The sequence below is a fragment of the Erythrobacter sp. JB3-1 genome (assembly GCF_057364995.1).
The window spans coordinates 1,073,690-1,093,569 of sequence record NZ_CP200289.1; the positions used below are offsets into that span (position 1 = coordinate 1,073,690).

The window sequence follows — 19,880 nt, forward strand, 5'->3', positions numbered from 1 at the left end:
TGCAAAATATTTGGTCGCCAGCCCGGCTCAATCGCGGCGGCGGGGGTAATCTTGGTTGGGGTTTTCTTCGCGGTGGGCCCGCGCGGCGTCTTTCCTATCGCCAATGCGCATCCGCATGCCGATCGTGATGCGTTCCAGCACCTTATCCATATTTTCCAGGATATGCTCAGCCTTGATCCGCATCACACGGATGCCGACCGCCTCCAGGCTTTTGTCGCGGCGCTTGGAGATCGCCAGATCATCATCTTCTTCCTCGATGATGATCGCCATGCCCAAATTGTGGCAGTTGAAGTCGACAATCGCGCTGCCAACAACGGCGAACCGTTTGAAAGTGTATTTGCCCATGTCGGCTTCCGCGAACCGCTTAGCGAGCGCCTTGTTGGCGGGCGAGGCGAAGCGCCGCATTTCGCGCGCACGATCATGCAGCGCGTCGAGACGCTTGTCCGAGATTTTCCACCCGCGACCCTTTTTGTTGAGGGTCTCAGGATCAATCGCCTCGTCAGAAGGCTTGAGGGCGAGTTTCTTTCGTTCGGTCATGCGCCCGCTCCAGTGAAATTGTAGATGTTCTTGTCAACGAATTCGGCCAGCAGCAGCATGACCACGATTACGGCCAAAGTGCGCCATAGCGGAAAGCCCTTTTTCTGCTGGGCGGCGGCTTGCGCATTTGTCTGTGCGACCAAAGCGGCATCGGCGTCTTCTCGTGCTTTTGCAGCAGCGTTGGCAGCCTGCGTGCGCTCGTACTCAATGGTGCTCTCGGCGTTATCAAGCAGCTCCTGCGCCCAGTCCATCTGCCCAAAAGACGGGCCTTGGCCTTCATAGCCATAACCACCAAAATCGCGCACCAAAGTTCCCATAAGCAGGCAATAGGGCGCAAAGTATTTTTGCGGAATGCGAGGGCCAAAGCCGACATTCATATTGTGATCGCCATCATTGACGCGAAATTCAGAACCGATCTCTTCGAGATGTTCGTTGGTGTCTTCAGTAACCCGGTGATCCGGAAATTTGGGGCCATAGGGCTGGCAGTAAACTTCCATCTCCTGATGCTCGCCCATGAACTCAACATGGAAGCTGAGGAAGCCGTCAAATTCCTGCATCGGATCATCGAGTTTTTGATCGCCTTGAAGCAGCACACGCAAAGGGTAGCCGCGCTGCTGCAGCGCCGCATTCATCTGGCCAAAGCTCGGCCATTTGCCCTGCGGGACAGCCACTTCGTAGCAAAGACTCACTAGCCCACACTCCCCTTAAGCGAGATCACCAGCAGCTTCTGCGCTTCAACCGCAAACTCCATCGGCAGCTCGGGGGCTTCGTCAGAGGGCTCGCGCAGGCCTAGGGTTTTGCGGTCGGTCATGTAGTGGCTTCCGCCTTATTCTTGAAGATTCGAAAGGTCAGGGTGCCAACCGCGATACCGCCAAACGTTGCACCTATTGATGGCAAAAGCGCACGTTTGACCGCGACCAACAGCATGTCAGATTCATCAATACCATATTCATGAAATCGAGCCTCGGTAATCTCGGTTCCCACGAACCAAAAGCTGACAACACTCGCGATACAGAACGACCATGCAGCGCATGCTTTCCAATTCCGGTGGTGAAGAAAACCAGCAAGAAACGGTAGCGCAAGGACAGCGGCCACGTATCCATAGCCCACAAACTCATGGACACGCCACTGCAACAAGGGGCGATTGAGCATTTCGGTGGCTGGGACGGCGGCTAGAAGCTCGATCACCCCACGCTCCCCTCAAGCGAGATCGCCAGCAGCTTCTGCGCCTCAACGGCAAACTCCATCGGCAGCTCTTTGAGCACGTCCTTGGCAAAGCCGTTGACGATCAGCGCCACAGCCTCTTCCTCGTCCAGCCCCCGTTGCTGCGCGTAAAACATTTGCTCTTCGCTGATCTTGCTGGTGGTCGCCTCGTGCTCGATCTGAGCGCCGGGGTTTTTCACCTCGATATAGGGCACCGTGTGCGCGCCGCATTCATCGCCAAGCAGCAGGCTGTCGCACTGTGTGAAATTGCGCACGCCGTCGGCATTGGGGCCAATCCGCACAAGGCCGCGATAGGTGTTGTTCGATTTGCCCGCCGAAATACCTTTGGAGATGATGGTCGAGCGTGAGCCCTTGCCATTGTGGATCATCTTCGTGCCGGTGTCGGCCTGCTGGAAATTGTTGGTGACGGCGACCGAATAGAACTCGCCCACGCTGTCTTCGCCATTGAGCACGCAGGAGGGATATTTCCACGTCACAGCAGAGCCGGTTTCAACCTGCGTCCAGCCGATTTTGGAGCGGTCGCCCTGGCACAGCCCGCGCTTGGTCACGAAATTGTAGATCCCGCCCACGCCTTCGCTGTTGCCGGGATACCAGTTTTGCACGGTCGAATATTTGATCTCGGCATCTTCCATCGCGACCAATTCGACCACCGCGGCGTGCAGCTGGTTCTCATCGCGCATCGGCGCGGTGCAGCCTTCGAGATAGGAGACGTAAGAGCCCTTTTCAGCGATGATCAGGGTCCGCTCAAACTGGCCGGTGTTCTCCGCATTGATGCGAAAATAGGTGCTGAGCTCCATCGGGCAGCGCACGCCCTCTGGCACATAGACGAAGGTGCCATCAGAAAAGACCGCGCAGTTCAACGTCGCGAAGTAATTGTCGCGCTGAGGCACGACCTTGCCGAGCCATTTTTTGACCAGCTCGGGATATTCTTTGATCGCCTCGGAAATCGACAGGAAGATGACGCCCGCCTTCTGTAGCTCTTCGCGGAAGGTTGTCGCAACGCTGACGCTGTCAAACACGGCGTCCACCGCGACCTTTTTCGCGCCTTTGACCCCGGCCAGCACTTCTTGCTCGCCCAGCGGAATACCGAGCTTGTCGTAGACCGCCTTGATATCGGGATCGAGATCATCGAGCGAATCCAGCTCAACCTTCTTGGTCGGCGCGGCGTAATAATAGGCGTCTTGATAGTCGATTTTTGGATAGCCAACCTTGGCCCAATCCGGCTCTTCCATCTGCTCCCACAGGCGGAACGCCTTCAACCGCCAATCGAGCATCCATTCCGGCTCGCCCTTTTTGCCCGAGATAAACCGCACGGTATCCTCAGTGAGGCCTTTTTCGGCAAACTCGGTGTCGATTTCCGCCGACCAGCCATGCTCATATTCCGCCGCATTGGCCGCTGCCTCTTTGGCCTCGGCGTCCATTTCGGGCGCGTCGGAAAGTGGGTTTTCCTGAATATCGAGATTATCGCTCATGCCAGTTCCTCTGCATGCACCAGCTGCGTCAGCGGGATATCCGCCAAGGCGCCGCGCAATGCGGTGTTGATGATCGGCCAATGCGGTTTCATTTCGCAAGCGGCCTCAAAGTCGCAATCGTTGGAATCAATACAGGCGGTAAGGGCAATCGGCCCTTCGACCGCTTCGATGATGTCGGCCACGCTGATCGCGGCGGCCGGGCGCGCCAATTGCAATCCGCCATGCGCGCCGCGAACCGAGCGCAGCAGATGCGCAGCCGTAAGCTTTGATACGAGCCGCTGAACCGTGGGCACGGGAAGGCCCGATTCCTTCGCCAATTCAGCCGCGCTCACCCGCCCATCGCCGCAATGGCTGGCGGCCTGACGCATGATAATCACAGCGTAATCGGCAAGGTTTGAAAGGCGCATGGCTCGCTACGTTTTACAGAGTACTGGCAGAGCCAAAACTCTTAATCGGACAGATTCGTTCCGAATTGCAATTAGGAGCGAAACTGTCCGAATTCAACGCAAATGCGCCTGTTGCGAGTCGTTAGCGCCTGGCGCGCCTTTTGCCTCTGATCAGGACCCGTCTGGCGTAACTGCCAAGCGTTTGTTGATGTAGCCCTCAACATTCTCTTCTAGAAGATCGAGCGGAACCGGGCCGGATTCCAAGACCACGTCGTGAAATTCGCGGATGTCGAACTGAACGCCCAGCCGGGTCTTGGCCTGCTCGCGCAGCTCCATAATCTTCAGCTTGCCGATGGTGTAAGCGGTCGCTTGGCCCGGATAGACGATGTAGCGCTCAATCGCCTTGCGAATGTCACCATCGGGATTGGGCGTATTGTCGGTGAGATATTGGATCGCCTTCTCGCGGCTCCAGCGTTTGTCATGAATGCCTGTATCGACCACGAGGCGGCAGGCCCGCCACAGCTCCATGCCAAGCCGGCCAAAATCGGAATAGGGATCGGTGTAGAAACCCATCTCTTTCGGCAGCTCTTCAGAATAGAGGCCCCAGCCTTCGGTGTAGGCGGTCACCCCGCCAAAGCGGCGAAAGGGCGGCAGGTCGCCCATTTCGGTCTGAAGCGCCCGCTGAAGATGGTGGCCGGGCGACCCCTCATGATAGGCCAGAGCCTCCAGCTCGTTCTTAGACATATCGCGCAGATTATAGAGGTTCACGTAATAGGTGCCAGGGCGCGATCCGTCCGGCGCGGGGCTTTGGTAAAAAGCCTTGCCCGCGCTTTTTTCGCGGAACGCCTCAACCGGTTTGATCACCATGGGAGCCTTGGGCAAGCGGCCGAAATAGTCTGGCAGTTTGGCCTCTAGCTTGCGCAGCGCCGCATTCGCATCGGCGAGGTAATCTTCGCGGCTGGTGTAAAAGAAACGGTCATCATTGCGGGTGAATTTGAAGAAGTCCTGCAGGCTGCCCTCAAACCCAACCTTGGCCATGATCGCGCGCATCTCGCCGTGGATCCGCTCCACTTCGCTGAGGCCAATATTGTGGATCTCATCCGCGGTCAGATCGGTGGTGGTGTAGTTCTTGAGTAGGGCGCTGTAATAATTGGCGCCCTCTGGCAGACGCCACACACCGTCATCGGTTGGCGCGATCGCTTCCTGGCGTTTCATTTCAACCAGCAGGCGCTGGAGTGCGGACTCAGCAGAACCCTTCCACGCATCGCGCGCTTGTTCGTAAAGGATGGATGCCTCGGCGGCCTCGGCAGCGTTGTTTTGATCAACATCCGGTAGCCCTGCCACCTTGGCTTTGAAGTCGACTAAGACCGCGTTCTCATCACCGGCATTCAGCAGGTTCTCAATATCCGAGATGACATAAGGATAGACCCATTTGGGAGGCATCACGCCATTTTCGGCCCGTTCCCGCGCCTCCGCGGTCAGCGTGTCGAGCACAGCCCCCATGCCTTCAATCCGATTGACATAAGCCATGGCATGATCGTGCGATGAGACCCGGTGAATATTGATCAGGAACGCTGGTAAACCGCTCTGCGCGCCGCGCATCTGATTGAACAGATAGACATTCTTACGGTATTTATATGTGCGAGCGCTGCGCTCTGCCATCGCCTCAAACAGGCGGAAAGACAGCGCATCATCGCCCCGCAAACCTTCGAGATTGTAGGTGTCGCGCATCTCATTGACGGCGTCTTGCAGCAATCGCTGCTGCGCTACCGCGCCCGCATCGCTGTAATCATCCCATTCGCCATAAGATGCATCGCGGATGCCGCGATATGCCTTGCCTTCAGGCGAGAGTGCCAATTGCTCCGCATCATACTGCTTGAAAAACACGCTCATCGCCGGTGGGGCCTCGGCGGCCTGCGCGGGCTTATCTGCGCTGGCGAGCGGTTGCTGAGCGGTTGGGGCGCAGGCAGCGGCGGCCAGTGCAAGGGTGGAGCTGATCACGATAGCGGAGCGACGCATAGATATCCTCATGGTTCTAAATTCATAGTGTATTGCCGGAAGCGGGCATCGCGGTGCAAATCACCGCCAGTTCCTAACCCAATTCGCGAAAATTCTTCAGGTCGATCATTTCATTCAAGAACGGACTGTCATCATCGCTCAGCCGCGCCGGTGTGCGTCCGGCAAACCGCTGAATCTCGCGGATCATATGCGATTGATCAAAAAATGCATCGGCCAATTGCGCTTCATATTCGGGCGTAAGCTGCGGGAATGACAGCCATGCCGCGGCTCGCAAGGCGCGATATTTGCGCGCGAGCGCTTGTGGTGGGAGGCCAAAGTATCGCTCAACCAGGCGCTGAACCTGCCGCTCAGAATAGGATGCCGCCGCCATTAGGTCCGCCAAATCGGGATTGAGCGATGCGCCCAGCCACTGATTAACAGTTCGGATAAGCTCATTGTGGCGTGCGTTGAGCGGCCGCGCACGGCCCCCTATGAAAACGCCCAGTTCCAGCGCACATTCGCGGCCGCTAAATTTGCCCGCGCGGTATCCGGCATTCAGGCGTTCGCCCAAGGCGACAACTTCGCTGCCCAGCACAGTGCGCGCCTCGATCATCCGGTCTCGATGCTCGCCCGCATGCAATCCGGTGAGCGCGCCCCAGCCCTGCGGCGTGAGCGCCGCGCCGACAACATGAAACGGTCCGTCAACAACAATCGGCGTCGCGGTTGAGAGCGGTGTAAGCATCGCGATTTCTGGATTGGGGTCACGCCTTCCGCTGGCAAACAGCATTTCGCCTTTGCCATAGGGGAACAGCGAGAGATGACCGATCGAGGCAGGCTGAATGTCCCGGATCTCCGCTTCTTCGCAGCGGAAATGATAAAGAGTCGTCACAAAATCACTGATCGCGGATGGCGGCGCGATATAGTCGATAGAGATAAGTGATGCCGGAGTGAGCGCAAACTCGGAATCGGTCTCACCAAAATCCGGCTCGCTTTGACCCGCTGCTGAAAAGTGATGGTCAACCATTACGAGCGCCTCATGGACGCAGGCCTAGCCGCTTCCCCTATGATTTAACACAAAAAAAGGGCGGCTCTCAAACGAGAACCGCCCTATTGAAGTTGAGGAACTCTTCGCATTGCTGCTCCGAGCCCTTCGGGTCGCACGCATTATGTAGGATAGAAATGCGGCGAATAATTGTATGCAAACGACAAATTGCCGCCTCTCCCAAAATTTTTCTGAATTCTATTGCGCAAGTGCCCTCGACAAGAACACGAATATTGCGATAGCGCGCAGTTATGTTGTTTCGCCTTTTACGCCCCGCAATTTTCTCGCTTGATTCGGAACAGGCTCACCGACTCGGTGTCGCCGCGCTGAAGGCATCGCCGCTTCGTGCCAGCTCGCGAACAGGTCCCGGCGCAATCGAGATTGCAGGGCTCCATTTTCCCAATCCGGTCGGTGTGGCGGCGGGCTTTGATAAGGATGCAGAGGTTCCCGATCAGCTACTCGGTCTTGGCTTTGGCTTTACCGAAGTCGGCTCGATCACGCCGCGCCCGCAAGCTGGCAATCCAAAGCCCCGCCTGTTCCGTCTGGTCGAGGATAAGGCGGTTATCAATCGCATGGGCTTTAACAATGGTGGCGGCGCAGCGGCGCTTGCAAGGCTTGAGCGGCGCAAAGACAGACCCGGGATCGTCGGCATAAATATCGGCGCGAATAAAGACTCAGAGGACCGCATTGCCGACTATGCGGCGATGGCGCGGATGATGACACCGCTCGCCAGCTATCTGGCAGTGAATGTTTCCAGCCCCAACACTCCAGGGCTGCGCGCTCTACAAGATGAGGGCGCGCTCAGCGCATTGATCGACGCTGTGATAGAAGCGCGCGAAGAGGCGGGCGCAAGCCTTCCCAAACTGCCGCCGATTTTCCTGAAGGTCGCCCCTGACCTGATGCAGGATGATATTGATGCAATCGCCCGGATCGCTCTGGACAAGAAGCTTGGCGCGCTGATCGTCTCCAACACGACCATTTCGCGGCCAGCGCTGCGTTCACACCATGCAGGCGAAACCGGCGGATTGTCAGGCGCACCGTTGCGCGACCTGGCGTTGCAGCGCGTGCGCGATTTCCGTTCAGCGACCGGCGGTGCCATCCCGCTGATCGGTGTTGGCGGCATTGCCAGCGCAGAGCACGCGTGGGAGCGCATTCGCGCCGGCGCCAGTCTGGTCCAGCTCTATTCCGCCATGGTCTATGAAGGCCCGGGCCTTGGCGCTCAGATTGCGCGCGGAATTGATCAGCTTATGCAGCGCGATGGTTTCACGCGGCTTGAAGAGGCGGTCGGAACCGAATAGCGAAGGCGCCATGATCAAACGCCTTTCTGCAAGTCTCGCCTCAGCCCTTCTCCTTTCCAGTTGTTCGACCGCACAACAGACCGTTCCGCTGGAGGGTGTCGAGAATATTGATTTTTCACGCGGAGGCGCAGTGAGCAGTGCCGATCCGCGCGCAACCGCCGCTGGCGAGGCGATCCTGGCCAGAGGCGGCTCTGCCACCGACGCCGCGATTGCAGTGATGCTGGCGTTGACCGTAGTGGAACCGCAAAGCTCCGGCATTGGCGGGGGCGGATTTCTGGTCCGGGCAGATGGCGCAGGCGGAGATTTACTGACCTATGATGGCCGCGAAACCGCACCTGCTGCGGCGACTGGCACGCGCTTCCTTGATGAAAACGGCGAACGCTTACCGCGCGAATTGCGTGTTCTTTCCGGTCTCAGTGTGGGTGTGCCAGGCAATCTGGCGCTCGCTGCGAAAGCTCACGCGGCGCACGGCAAACTGCCATGGGCCGATCTGTTCGAGCCAGCCATCGCACTGGCTGAGGATGGTTTCCGCATGAATGTGCGGCTCAACGAATCGCTGTCTGGCCGCAACAAGGGGCGTGCTGGGCTGACTGCGGAAGCGCGCGCCGTGTTTTTTGGCGCGGACGGCGAACCGCTGCCAGTCGGCTCAATGGTTCGCAATGGCGAGCTGGCGGAGACCCTCACCGATTTGGCAGAAACCGGCGCAGAGGCATTGTATGACCGCAACGCAGAGGATTTAGCGGAATATATCGCCGAAAAGACCCCGCAAGATGGCAAGATGACCACGGCGGACATCACCAGCTATCATTCCAAACTGCGCGATCCGGTGTGCGCGCCGTACCGCGAATATCAGATCTGCGGCATGGGTCCGCCATCATCGGGCGGCGTTGCCGTTGCGCAAATGCTGGGGCAGCTAGAACGTTTTGATATCGCCGCGCTTGGCCCAGAAAGCCCCACATTCTTGCACCTTTTTCTGGAATCCCAACGCGTCGCCTATGCCGACCGTGAGCTCTACATTGGCGATAGCGATTTCGTAAGCGTGCCGGTGAAAGGGCTAGTCGATCCTACCTATGTCGCGAGCCGCAGCGCGCTCATCAGCCCGACGGCCACTATCACCGACCTCAAACCAGGCACGCCTCCGGGGGCGCCGCTCGCCAGAGCAGATGGCGACGAGCCGCTCGAGCAAGGCACGACCCATTTCTCCGTGGTAGATGGCGAGGGCAATGCGGTCAGCTACACCTCAACCGTCGAGGGCGCCTTTGGATCAGGCCTGTTCTTTGGCGGGTTCTATCTCAACAACGAGCTTACCGATTTCAGCTCCACCCCAGTGGTCGATGGCAAGCCCGTGGCCAATGCGGTTGAGGGCGGCAAACGCCCGCGCAGCTCCATGGCGCCAACAATCGTCTTGGATCAAAACGGCGAGATCGTTCTGGTGATCGGCGCGGCAGGCGGACCGACCATTCCAGTGCAGGTCGCACGGTCCATAATCGGCGTGGTGGATTTTGGACTGAGCGCGCAGGATGCGCTGGCCCTGCCGCTGATCATGTCATTCGGCGAAACCGCTGTGATCGAGCAAGGCACCATGCTGGAGGAAATGCAGGACGAGCTGACCGCGCTGGGTCATTCGCAAATCCGCGCCTTTGGCCCGCCGCTTAAAGCCAATGCCTTGCGCCGCACAAATGACGGCTGGGAAGTGGCCACCGACCCGCGCATCGCGCCGAAGCTGGTCTACACCCGCTAGGGCTTTCGCCCGGCTGGGGAACTCGGCTCACCGCCAGTGCATTACCTCTCCACACCCGCGAGCGCCTTTGGCGCTTGCGCTAACGCTGGGCGCGCCTAATCTGCGCAAAACAAGAATACTGGTGGGGGAGCCAAATTTCAGTGCCGCAAGACACGCATCTCAACGACATCGATAATGCGAACAATCTCGTCGAATTGTTCCTGAAACGCGCGGATGAAAAAGGCGATGCGCCGTTTCTGGGCCGCAAAGCCAATGGGGAATGGACCACGCAAAGCTGGCGCGAAGTGGCAGAGCAAGTCTGCTTGCTGGCGGAGGGTCTGCGCCGGATTGGCCTCAAAGACGGCGACCGCGTCGCTCTGGTGTCAGAAAACCGTCCCGAATGGTGCATTTCTGACCTCGCCGTGATGGCCGCAGGCTGCATCACCGTGCCGACCTACATCACCAACACCGAACGCGATCATTGCCACATCTTGGACAATTCTGGCGCGCGCGCGGTGATCGTCTCGACCGAAAAGCTGCTCGCCCCGGTGCATGGCGCGATCCAGTCGACCGGTATTGCCGACCATGTGATTGACATCGAAGACCTGCACCGCAAGCAATCAAGCGGCTTTGAGTATCACAACTGGGACAGCATGCTCGCGGGCGATCCGGCTGAAGCCCGCGCAGCCGTGGAAGAGCGCCTGAAGGGCATCACCCGGGACACCACCGCATGTCTGATCTACACCAGCGGCACCGGCGGCGCGCCGCGCGGGGTGAAGCAGCACCACGGCGCAATCCTGTGCAATGCGAGCGGCGCGGCGGAAATCCTGATTAATGACTTTGGCATCTCCGACGAACGCTTTTTGTCGTTCTTGCCGCTCAGCCACGCTTATGAACACACTGGCGGGCAATATCTGCCAATCTCGGTCGGGGCAGAAATCTATTATTCCGAAGGCTTGGAGAAACTCGCCAGCAATATCGAGGAAGTGCGCCCGAGCATCATGGTCGTCGTCCCGCGCCTGTTCGAGGTGCTGCGCAGCCGGATCCTCAAGCAGGTGCAAAAGCAAGGCAAGCTCGCCAATTACCTGATGGACCGCGCGCTGACGATTAGTGAGAAAGCCGCCGAGCGCGGGAACAAGCGCAAGCGCGATAAGCCCATGGACTTCATCGTCGAGCGCACTCTGCGCCCGAAAATCCGCGACAAATTTGGCGGTCGGATCAAAGCGATGGTGTCTGGCGGAGCGCCGCTTAACCCGGACGTTGGCACATTCTTTGAGGCGATGGGCCTCACCATGCTGCAAGGCTATGGCCAAACCGAAAGCGGCCCCGTGATCAGCTGCAACCGCCCGGCGACCGGCCTGAAGATGGACACTGTTGGCCCGCCGATGCGTGGGGTGGAGATCAAGATCGCTGATGATGGCGAGATCCTGTGCCGCGGCGAGCTGGTGATGCATGGATATTGGCAGAATGACGCCGAAACCGCGCGCACGCTTATGAAAGATCCAGGTGATCCCGATGGTGCGCCGTGGCTGCACACTGGCGATATTGGGCATCTCGATGAAGCGGGCCGGATCGTCATCACCGACCGCAAGAAGGACATGATCGTCAACGACAAGGGTGACAATGTCGCCCCGCAAAAGATCGAAGGCATGTTGACCCTGCAACCGGAAATCGCGCAGGCGATGGTGAGCGGTGACAAGCGGCCTTATGTCGTGGGCCTGATTGTTCCGGATGCGGAATGGGCGGTGGAATGGGCACGCGCCAATGACGAGAAGTTCGACATGGCCGCCCTACAAGACCTACCCGCCTTCAAGACCGCCGTTCGCGCAGCGGTTGACCGGGTGAACAAGGATTTGTCCGTGATCGAGAAGGTGCGCCAATTCACCTTTGCTGACGAAGCGTTCTCAATCGAGAACGAGGAAATGACACCCAGCATGAAAATCCGGCGTCATAAGATCCGCGATCGCTATCAGGATAAAATCAATGGGCTTTATCGGGGGTGAGCTTCGTGGTCGGCTCTTGAGCTGGAGTTGAGCACCCTAGATGCTCTATACTGAAAGAAGATAGATTGACGGAAATTAGCTCCTAAGCCACTTTGCAAGCATGTTATTTTTCCGTCCAAAGCCGCCAATCGATCAGGATGAGTTTGACTGGTTACATGCTTGTTTCGCATGGCTCCGTACAGTCCTAGATGATGGTGACATCAGACCGGAACTTGTAACACCAGATCATCAGTCTTTGGTTTCGGCAAAGACCGGACCAGAGCTTTTTGACGCAGTTCGCGGTTTCGCTGGAATGCAAGATTGGGACTGCAAACTTGAGTTGGTGACGGCTCGGGAGGACGCACCGGACTTACAGCTTGTTGAGAATTGTGGTGCCACGGGAACATTCTCCGTCGAGAATGGTCGGGCAGTTATTCGTTACAGGTCTGACATGCTGAAGCAGCCGGACGCATTGGCAGGCACGTTTGCTCACGAGCTTTGTCATTATCTTCTTGCCCACGCTGGCGATCCACCGGGAGGGCCGGATTTGATGGAGCACTCAACTGACTGTGCGGCAATCTATCTAGGGTTTGGAGTAATACTCGCGAATTCTGCAAGGCAGACTGAGAATTTTGTCGATGTGGCCGGATTTGGTTGGCGTAGCTGGACGGCCGGATATTTATCTGAGCAAGCACGTGTCACTGCTACAGCTATGTTCGCAGCGCTTCATGGATATTCGCTCGATGCCGCTGAACGCTCGCTCAAACCTCACCTGCGCAAGGATCTAAGAAAGGCGGCCAAAGCCCTTGCTCATCAACACCCTGACTTTGAAGCGTCGCTTGGGCGGATTGATCTTCTCGAATGGAATTTTAACTGAGAAGCGCGCAAGCCGATAGAGTGGCGAGTGAGTTCTAAACTCTTGTGCTAATTAGTCTTTATTGGACGGTTGCCTCAAACCAGTTCAGCTTCCTCGACATATTCCGGATAGAAGCTCGGCGTTTCATCTGACCATGCTGGCGCGGTTGCTGCTGCTTCGCTTAAGGATTGCAACAGGACCTTGCGGCGTTCCGGCTGAATTTGCGGCAGAGCGCTGGCAGCACAGAAGGCAGCGGGCAGAAACGGGCGCGCCTCTGCGCCGAGCAAGCGCTCGTAGAGGAAGCGAAACGCTGAAAAGCTGGTGATCGCGTCGGCTTGCAGGTCGAAGGTCGCCATGCGGATCAACTTGCCGATGAAGACTTCGGTATCGGCCATGCCGTGCTGGGCAGGGATCAGCGCGCGCAGAGACTTTAGGTCCTGATAGGCGACATATTGGCGGCGGATTGCGGCGTTTTCACGCGCATCGCGGGCCCACAGCTTAAAGGCGTCCTTGCGGCTCAGACCAATGTCGAGGCTGCACTTGATGTAGCGCTGCTCAGCGGCGCTAAAGCCTGCGAACTCGCGCATTTCGCCGATTGCCATTGATGTACTGCCCACGGTCGCCATGAAAGTCTCCTCTGCGTTGAAGACGGTCATCGCGGAACTTGGTTAATAGGTAGTAACCTGTAGGCATTTTTTTACGCCTCAGGCGCCGGCGTTCGCATTCGCTCTCTTGGCTATCCTCGCTCATACGACCTGAAGGTCGCATCGCTGCGGGCGGCCCGTCGGCCTTGCGACTCACTAACGTGAACCGTGCTCCGCGACCAAGCCAGTCAGTTAGTACAACAGAGGCCAAGCCACCCGCGCCCTCCACCCTTCCACCCGGAGCCTACCGGAAACTATCCGGGTGGAAGGGTGGAGGGCGCGGGTGGCTATGGCACGCTAAACCAGATCGGCGGTTCTTAGATCAACCCTGCCAAAGGCGAGCTGGGATCGGCATATTTGCGCCGCCCCATGCGGCCCGCCAGATAGGCCTCGCGCCCGGCCTCGACCGCCAGTTTCATCGCACGCGCCATGCGGATCGGATCTTTCGCCTCAGCAATGGCGGTGTTCATCAGCACTCCGTCACAGCCGAGCTCCATCGCGACCGCCGCATCAGACGCCGTGCCAACCCCGGCATCGACCAGGACCGGCACACCTGCGCCTTCAACGATCAGGCGGATCGTCACCTGGTTTTGAATGCCGAGGCCAGAGCCAATTGGCGCGCCGAGCGGCATGATCGCCACCGCGCCCGCTTCTTCCAATTGCTTGGCCGCAATCGGATCATCAACGCAGTAAACCATCGGCTGAAAGCCCTCTTTGGCCAGCACTTCGGTAGCTTTCAGGGTCTCGCGCATATCCGGGTAGAGCGTGCGCGCTTCGCCCAGTACCTCGAGCTTCACCAGATCCCAACCGCCCGCCTCGCGCGCCAGGCGCAGCGTGCGGATCGCATCATCCGCGGTGAAGCAGCCTGCGGTGTTGGGAAGATAGGTGGTGACCTTCGGATCGATAAAGTCGGTCAGCATCGGCGCTTTAGGATCACTCACATTGACCCGGCGGACGGCAACGGTGACAATTTCCGCTCCGCTTGCCTGCAAGGCATCCGCGTTCTGCTGAAAATCTTTGTATTTGCCCGTGCCCACGATCAGCCGCGAATGGAAGGTCCGGCCCGCCACGCTCCGGCTGTCATCGCCAGAGGTGCTTTGCTCACCGCCGCCGACGAAATGCACAATTTCTAGGGTGTCCCCATCAGCCAACGCCGCTTGTTCAAGGGTTGAGCGCGGCACGATTTCGCCATTGCGCTCCACTGCCACTTTTTCAGGCAACAGCTCCAATTCGCGCACAAGGTTCGCGATTGTGTTGGCGCTGGTCTGGCGGGTGTCACCATTGAGGGTGATGCTTTTTTGTGCAGTCATGCGCGCCGAGATAATGGCATCGCCGCGCGGCGCAAGCATAAGCGCAAATTGGATCGTCGGGGATGCTCTGTGATGACAGAAATTAGCAGCGAAATCAGTATGCTATTGCGGTACTGCTCAATTAGTGGGCATGCCGTAAATTGAGCACATGTCCGCAGGTCACAAGCGAAACGCCAATAATCGTCAGCACGGCTTCTTGAATGCCATGCGGTACGGCCAAGGCCCCGCCCATGAATGTAAGACCCGTCATAGCGACCACAAAGGGAGCAGCTTGGCGGTGTTTAAGCGCGCCCCAACCAATTGCCACCGCTGCCACGATTAGAGCGATCGCGAGGCCAAAACGGTGAAGCTCAGGCGCAAGCAAGAACTGCCCGCCCACACCTAGACCGGATACGATGAAAATTGTTGCGACACAATGCAGCGCGCATAGGCCCGAGAGCCAAATGCCGGCCCGGTCAAACCGGCCGCGAATCGAGGTGTTGGTGTCGTTCATGGGCAACCGTGCGCTATGTATGTAACATTATACCATTCTGCAAGCGCAACCTCCGAAGATCTGAAGAAGCGTCAGATGAACTTTAGGAGCTGCACTGCTCTAATTGCAGCGCGCGCAAGGTCATTTGCGATCTACAGGCTTGCACTTCGCTGCCTCGCGGGACAGTTAGGCGCTCGAAATGGCATCCTCGCTTCATCCTGCACCATCCTCTCCAGCACTCGGCATTGTGTTAGGCCGCCCATTGGCGCTTGTGCGCTGGCTGATGGTTGTTGCTGCGATGGTTGTGATCATCGTGATGGTCGGCGGTATCACGCGCCTAACAGAGAGCGGTCTCTCAATTACCCAATGGGATTTGGTCTCCGGCGTGCTCCCGCCACTGAGTGAAGAGGCGTGGCAGGCTGAGTTTGAGCTGTACCGCCAAACGGGCGAATACCGCTTTGAAAGCGGCCCGGCCGGCATGGATTTGGAAGCGTTTAAATTCATCTATTTCTGGGAGTGGTTCCACCGCAATCTAGGGCGATTGATTGGGATGGCGTTCGCGCTCCCACTTGCGTGGTACTGGATCAAAGGTGCGATCCCTACAGGATACAAGGGCCGCCTGTTCGCGCTGCTTTCCTTGATTGGCTTTCAAGGAGCGCTGGGGTGGTACATGGTGTCATCGGGCGTGGGCACGGACCTTACCGATGTCAGCCATTTTCGCCTCTCAGCGCATCTGCTCACCGCCTTCTTCTTGCTGGGAGGATTGGTGTGGACGGCGCTTGATCTGAGAGCTTTGGCGCGCGATCCGCAGGCGACGCCCGCGCCGCTTACCGGCCCAGCGATGATCGTTGCCGGTATTTTGTTCGTGCAATTGCTACTCGGCGCATGGGTTGCAGGACTTAATGCTGGCCATGCCGCCTACGATTGGCCGTTGATGAACGGGAAGCTGATCCCTGAGGTCAATTTCTCACAAGGTGTGCTCTGGACCCTAACCCATGATCCGTTTCTGCTGCATTGGCTGCACCGCTGGTGGGCCTGGATAGCCGTTGCAGCGCTCGTTTGGATCGCGCGCCGCGTGCGCAAGACGCACCGTATAGCATCCGTTGCCGTGCATAGCACATTCGGCGTTATGGTGCTGCTTGGCATTGCCACTGTGCTCAGCGAGGTTTCGCTTTGGATTGCGGTCGCCCACCAACTCACTGGGGCTCTACTGGTCGCCAGCCTTGCCTGGGCGATGCACAGCGACGGCCAGAATGCACTAGCAAGAGCGCGCGCATAGCGTTTAAAATTTCGCTACACGGGGTCAATGACTGACCGAACGCCCAACACAAACTCCGACAGTTCACCTGCACTCATATGGTGCCCATTCTCTGATCGCGACGCAGCGCGCAGCGCAGCGAGCATATTGCTGGAAGAGGACTTGATTGGCTGCGCGAATATCATTGACGGTGTCGAATCGATCTTCAAATGGCAAGATAAAGTCGAGACCAGCGCCGAAGTGGCAGTGTTGCTAAAGACACGCAGCGGATTGCTCGATCGCACTATTGAGCGACTTGGTGTATTGCATCCCTATGATAGCCCGGCAATACTTGGCTGGAATTGTGATGCGACTCACGAAAAAACGGATTTATGGCTGGCTGCTCTTGGGCCAGTCTAGAACGAATTAGGACGGGGGATCATGACTAACTTTACTCGCCGGACCGCGCTAGGCTCGGCGCTCGGAGCGTGTGTGGTGGGGGCCTCCGCGTTTGGCGTGCCAGCAATGGCAGCAGGGCGTCTAACAATCCCAGCAAATTCCATGCGGCTTATGCGGAGGATTGAGCGCGAACTGCGCGATGGCCGAATGCTGACCGTAACCCGTGAATGGCAGGTGGACTTTACCCCGCAAGGCCGCGGCATTGTAATCAATGGCCAGCAGATATTCGCGAGGGTCGATGCACCGCAGCAGCTGGCTCAACTCGCCGCGATCGAAGAAGCGCGCTCAACCGACAGCATGTTTCCAATCATGCTGGGCGGAGCCGGAGAAATCCTAGCCGCTGGGATATCAACCAAGCAGGAAGATATGGATGCGGCGATCAAAGAGGCCGAATCGATGATCAAGCGGACCAGCAGCTCCGCCACGCAGCAGGCACAGCGCATGGCGCATCTGGCGCAATTGCAGCAAGCTGGCGGCACCTTGCTTGAACAAATGCCGCGCGATCTCTTTTGCCCCAGCGAAGAGAAGGTTCATTCGATAAAGCCAGTCAATCTACCCGATGGCTCACAAGGCGAGTTTGAATTTAGCTTTTTGGCCCGCTGCGCGCCGGGCGAGCGCTGGCTTGCGCATGCCAAGCGACAAATAATTACCCGTATTGGGGATGATGAACGCCGCTCCAGCGAGACCTGGGCCCTGAACGCTTAGCATGCAGCCAAGCCCTTCTCAGCCGATGCAAAGTTACAGAGGTATTATTTTACCTCTCTTGAAACGCCCGGTTTTGCTTGACTTTGAGCCGTCTTAGCGACAAATCGCGCTTCATATCGATGGGGATGCGCTCCAACGCGCGCCTTTCGATTCGCAGCCGCGGCCCAAACGCCCGGCTGTTTTGATTTTTCAGGCCTCTTTTCTCCCGAATGGCGGCCTTTGGTTTAAGGAAAAGCCCATGAAGGCGCTCAGCAAGCAGACCCGGTCGATCAAACCGGCCGAGGTCGATAAGAAATGGCATATTATTGATGGCGAAGGACTGGTCGTTGGCCGTGTCGCTTCTCTCATCGCCAATATCCTGCGCGGCAAGCACAAGCCGAGCTACACCCCGCACGTTGACTGCGGCGATCACGTGATCGTCATCAATGCCGACAAGGTGAAATTCACCGGCAACAAGATGGCCAACAAGATTTATTACAAGCACACCGGCCACCCGGGCGGTATTAAAGAAACGACCCCGAACAAGATTCTGGAAGGTCGCTTTCCTGAGCGCGTGCTTGAAAAAGCTGTCGAGCGTATGATCCCGCGTGGCCCGTTGGGCCGTGCGCAAATGCGTGCGCTGCACCTCTACAACGGCACCGAGCATCCACATGATGGGCAGAACCCAGCTATGCTCGACGTGGCATCCCTGAACCGCAAGAATAAGGTCTCTGCATAATGGCCGATGAAAAGAACACCGAAACCGAAACCGCGCCAGAAGCTGCGACTGAAATGCCAGCAACGGAAACCGCGACGGAAACCGTGTCTGATCTTGCAGATCTGAAAGACATCGCTGGTGATGCTCCTGCAGCCGATGCCGCGGAAATCGCTCAGAACCCGGCTGCGCCTCTGCGCGAGCAGGAGCTTGACCAATATGGCCGCGCTTATGCCACTGGCCGTCGTAAGGACGCGGTTGCCCGCGTTTGGCTGAAGCCTGGCACAGGTAAGGTAACGATCAATGGCCGCGAGCAAGAAGTGTATTTTGCACGCCCGACCCTGCGTCTGATCATCAACCAGCCGTTTTCAATCACTGAGCGTGAAGGCCAGTATGACATCGTTGCTACCGTTCGCGGCGGCGGCCTGTCCGGCCAAGCTGGTGCGGTGAAGCACGGCATCAGTCAGGCTTTGACAAAATATGAGCCTGCGCTGCGCTCTACGGTGAAAGCTGCTGGCTTCCTCACCCGCGACAGCCGCGTGGTTGAGCGTAAGAAATATGGCCGCGCGAAAGCCCGCCGGAGCTTCCAGTTCTCGAAACGCTAATCGCGTTCACTGCGAACCAAATACGAAAAGGGCGGCTCTCCGATGGGAGGGCCGCCCTTTTTCTTTGCGCTATATAATAACTAGTGAAGGCGCAGTCCTATCCGATCACCACCGCTCAGCAATCATTTACTCTGGTTGCAGCAGCGTCATCGCCCAAGCGAGACCAGTGCCAGCCAAGAACAGCGGCCAAGACCATAAGACGGCATAGTCGCCCATGCGCATATTGTGGATGGCCAGAAAACCCCCACTGGTCCCTTGTGAGCCAATCACCAGCGCAACAACATAAGTCAGCACGCCGCCCAAAATCATCGCTTTGATAGCATTCATGACCACCACTCCTCAGCCAAATCACATACGATCCATAGTGCCGCAATTCTGCGGTTCGCCGAAGGACTAGCGAGATATGCCTAACATCTGGTTTCCAAGACGTTCATTGGCAAACCAAGCGCAGCGCTCAGTTAGGCCGCTGGAGGATCGCCCACCACGCGCAATTCCACCGCAATTGATCCGCCCGGCTCACACTCCAACACTTGATAGCATGGGGGTGCCCCGTGGCGTAGGCGGGTCGAGAGCGTACCAATGCCGATCATCCGCATGGAATGCCCACCGCGAGAACGCACCTCGTCAAACGGCGTGTGCACATGCCCCGATATCACGGCATGCGCGCCGGCAGTGGCGATAGCGGCAAAGGCTTCATCACCGCCAATCGTCGGATTGCCGCCCGCATTCTCTGGTCCGAGCAGCGGATGATGGCACATCACGATCTTCGTACGCGGATCGCCCTTCAACTCTTCGAGAAGCGCTACCGTGCGGGCCAAGGGCGGCTTACGCACGAACCCATCTGACCATGGAAATCGTGGCTGCGCGCGCACGGTGGAGACCAGAGGAACAAGCACAACATCATCAGACTTGAGCTGTGCGCCAGCCTGATCATTCAGCGCGCGATAGCGCCCATAGGGATCGGTAAAACGCTCCCACAAATTGTAATAGGGCATGTCGTGATTGCCGGCTTGCAACACTGTCGGCACGCCGAGTGAACGAAACCACTGCGCGGCATCGGCATATTCGCTGTGCTTGGCCCGCTGGGTCAGATCGCCTGTGCAAACCACCGCATCGGGGCGCTCTTGCTCTACCGCAGCGGCCACTGCGCTCAGCGCACCGCGATCCTCAACACCAAAGTGCACATCGCTGATATGAAAGAGCCGCGTCGCCATAATCCAAAGTGACAAGCGGGATTGC

22 protein-coding genes are annotated in these 19,880 nt (G+C 57.9%); 9 read left to right on the plus strand and 13 right to left on the minus strand.

All coding sequences use genetic code 11. The annotated features are described in order from the left end of the window. Positions 1-27 precede the first annotated feature (27 nt). The 8 genes from AC0V6M_RS05020 to AC0V6M_RS05055 all read right to left on the minus strand — a co-directional run bounded on the left by AC0V6M_RS05020 (position 28) and on the right by AC0V6M_RS05055 (position 6,641). On the minus strand, positions 28-537 hold the full coding sequence (locus AC0V6M_RS05020; protein WP_472643811.1) for a DUF559 domain-containing protein: 510 nt from the start codon (positions 535-537) through the stop codon (positions 28-30). Next, complete coding sequence (locus tag AC0V6M_RS05025) at positions 534-1,226, minus strand: hypothetical protein (RefSeq protein WP_486137761.1); 693 nt, start codon at positions 1,224-1,226, stop codon at positions 534-536. Before AC0V6M_RS05025 ends, AC0V6M_RS05020 begins: the two co-directional genes overlap by 4 nt. Then, a complete protein-coding gene (locus tag AC0V6M_RS05030; protein ID WP_486139663.1) occupies positions 1,226-1,348 on the minus strand; it encodes a hypothetical protein in 123 nt (40 codons plus the stop codon). Before AC0V6M_RS05030 ends, AC0V6M_RS05025 begins: the two co-directional genes overlap by 1 nt. Then, the gene (locus AC0V6M_RS05035) at positions 1,345-1,725 is read right to left on the minus strand and encodes a hypothetical protein (RefSeq protein ID WP_486137762.1); all 381 of its coding nucleotides are present in this window, start codon (positions 1,723-1,725) and stop codon (positions 1,345-1,347) included. Before AC0V6M_RS05035 ends, AC0V6M_RS05030 begins: the two co-directional genes overlap by 4 nt. After that, entirely contained in the window at positions 1,722-3,182 is a 1,461-nt protein-coding gene (gene sufB, locus AC0V6M_RS05040; protein ID WP_486139566.1) for a Fe-S cluster assembly protein SufB, read from the minus strand. Before sufB ends, AC0V6M_RS05035 begins: the two co-directional genes overlap by 4 nt. A gap of 47 nt (positions 3,183-3,229) precedes the next feature. Beyond that, complete coding sequence (locus tag AC0V6M_RS05045; RefSeq protein ID WP_486137763.1) at positions 3,230-3,640, minus strand: SUF system Fe-S cluster assembly regulator; 411 nt, start codon at positions 3,638-3,640, stop codon at positions 3,230-3,232. A 150-nt stretch (positions 3,641-3,790) separates the two neighbouring features. Then, complete coding sequence (locus AC0V6M_RS05050; RefSeq protein ID WP_486137764.1) at positions 3,791-5,638, minus strand: DUF885 domain-containing protein; 1,848 nt, start codon at positions 5,636-5,638, stop codon at positions 3,791-3,793. Positions 5,639-5,711: 73 nt separating this feature from the next. Then, positions 5,712-6,641: a helix-turn-helix domain-containing protein gene (locus AC0V6M_RS05055; RefSeq protein WP_486137765.1), complete on the minus strand. Its 930-nt coding sequence runs from the start codon at positions 6,639-6,641 to the stop codon at positions 5,712-5,714. A 269-nt stretch (positions 6,642-6,910) separates the two neighbouring features. Between AC0V6M_RS05055 and AC0V6M_RS05060 the strand changes: the two genes are divergently transcribed. The 4 genes from AC0V6M_RS05060 to AC0V6M_RS05075 all read left to right on the plus strand — a co-directional run bounded on the left by AC0V6M_RS05060 (position 6,911) and on the right by AC0V6M_RS05075 (position 12,536). Beyond that, positions 6,911-7,957 (plus strand): quinone-dependent dihydroorotate dehydrogenase, encoded by a 1,047-nt coding sequence (locus tag AC0V6M_RS05060; RefSeq protein WP_486137766.1) that lies wholly within the window; start codon positions 6,911-6,913, stop codon positions 7,955-7,957. A 10-nt stretch (positions 7,958-7,967) separates the two neighbouring features. Next, positions 7,968-9,698 (plus strand): gamma-glutamyltransferase, encoded by a 1,731-nt coding sequence (ggt, locus tag AC0V6M_RS05065; protein WP_486137767.1) that lies wholly within the window; start codon positions 7,968-7,970, stop codon positions 9,696-9,698. A 140-nt stretch (positions 9,699-9,838) separates the two neighbouring features. Beyond that, the gene (locus AC0V6M_RS05070) at positions 9,839-11,680 is read left to right on the plus strand and encodes an AMP-dependent synthetase/ligase (protein ID WP_486137768.1); all 1,842 of its coding nucleotides are present in this window, start codon (positions 9,839-9,841) and stop codon (positions 11,678-11,680) included. Positions 11,681-11,780: 100 nt separating this feature from the next. Further along, on the plus strand, positions 11,781-12,536 hold the full coding sequence (locus AC0V6M_RS05075; protein ID WP_486137769.1) for a hypothetical protein: 756 nt from the start codon (positions 11,781-11,783) through the stop codon (positions 12,534-12,536). Positions 12,537-12,610: 74 nt separating this feature from the next. Here the strand turns inward: AC0V6M_RS05075 and AC0V6M_RS05080 are convergent, their stop codons facing one another. The 3 genes from AC0V6M_RS05080 to AC0V6M_RS05090 all read right to left on the minus strand — a co-directional run bounded on the left by AC0V6M_RS05080 (position 12,611) and on the right by AC0V6M_RS05090 (position 14,962). Then, on the minus strand, positions 12,611-13,141 hold the full coding sequence (locus AC0V6M_RS05080; RefSeq protein WP_472645780.1) for a hypothetical protein: 531 nt from the start codon (positions 13,139-13,141) through the stop codon (positions 12,611-12,613). Positions 13,142-13,476: 335 nt separating this feature from the next. Continuing rightward, complete coding sequence (thiS, locus tag AC0V6M_RS05085) at positions 13,477-14,469, minus strand: sulfur carrier protein ThiS (RefSeq protein ID WP_486137770.1); 993 nt, start codon at positions 14,467-14,469, stop codon at positions 13,477-13,479. Positions 14,470-14,590: 121 nt separating this feature from the next. Next, on the minus strand, positions 14,591-14,962 hold the full coding sequence (locus AC0V6M_RS05090; RefSeq protein ID WP_486137771.1) for a MerC domain-containing protein: 372 nt from the start codon (positions 14,960-14,962) through the stop codon (positions 14,591-14,593). Positions 14,963-15,140: 178 nt separating this feature from the next. Here AC0V6M_RS05090 and AC0V6M_RS05095 point away from each other — a divergent pair, with 178 nt between their 5' ends. From AC0V6M_RS05095 to rpsI, 5 genes are all read left to right on the plus strand, one after another. Continuing rightward, the gene (locus AC0V6M_RS05095; protein ID WP_486137772.1) at positions 15,141-16,220 is read left to right on the plus strand and encodes a COX15/CtaA family protein; all 1,080 of its coding nucleotides are present in this window, start codon (positions 15,141-15,143) and stop codon (positions 16,218-16,220) included. 27 nt (positions 16,221-16,247) lie between these two features. Further along, entirely contained in the window at positions 16,248-16,598 is a 351-nt protein-coding gene (gene cutA / locus AC0V6M_RS05100; protein WP_486137773.1) for a divalent-cation tolerance protein CutA, read from the plus strand. A 21-nt stretch (positions 16,599-16,619) separates the two neighbouring features. After that, positions 16,620-17,342: a hypothetical protein gene (locus AC0V6M_RS05105; RefSeq protein ID WP_486137774.1), complete on the plus strand. Its 723-nt coding sequence runs from the start codon at positions 16,620-16,622 to the stop codon at positions 17,340-17,342. Positions 17,343-17,580: 238 nt separating this feature from the next. After that, the gene (gene rplM, locus AC0V6M_RS05110) at positions 17,581-18,060 is read left to right on the plus strand and encodes a 50S ribosomal protein L13 (protein WP_486137775.1); all 480 of its coding nucleotides are present in this window, start codon (positions 17,581-17,583) and stop codon (positions 18,058-18,060) included. 53 nt (positions 18,061-18,113) lie between these two features. Beyond that, complete coding sequence (gene rpsI, locus AC0V6M_RS05115; protein ID WP_486139567.1) at positions 18,114-18,641, plus strand: 30S ribosomal protein S9; 528 nt, start codon at positions 18,114-18,116, stop codon at positions 18,639-18,641. Between the two features lie 126 nt (positions 18,642-18,767). Here the strand turns inward: rpsI and AC0V6M_RS05120 are convergent, their stop codons facing one another. Beyond that, on the minus strand, positions 18,768-18,968 hold the full coding sequence (locus AC0V6M_RS05120; protein ID WP_486137776.1) for a hypothetical protein: 201 nt from the start codon (positions 18,966-18,968) through the stop codon (positions 18,768-18,770). 131 nt (positions 18,969-19,099) lie between these two features. Continuing rightward, a complete protein-coding gene (locus AC0V6M_RS05125) occupies positions 19,100-19,855 on the minus strand; it encodes a metallophosphoesterase family protein (RefSeq protein WP_486137777.1) in 756 nt (251 codons plus the stop codon). Positions 19,856-19,880 lie beyond the last annotated feature (25 nt).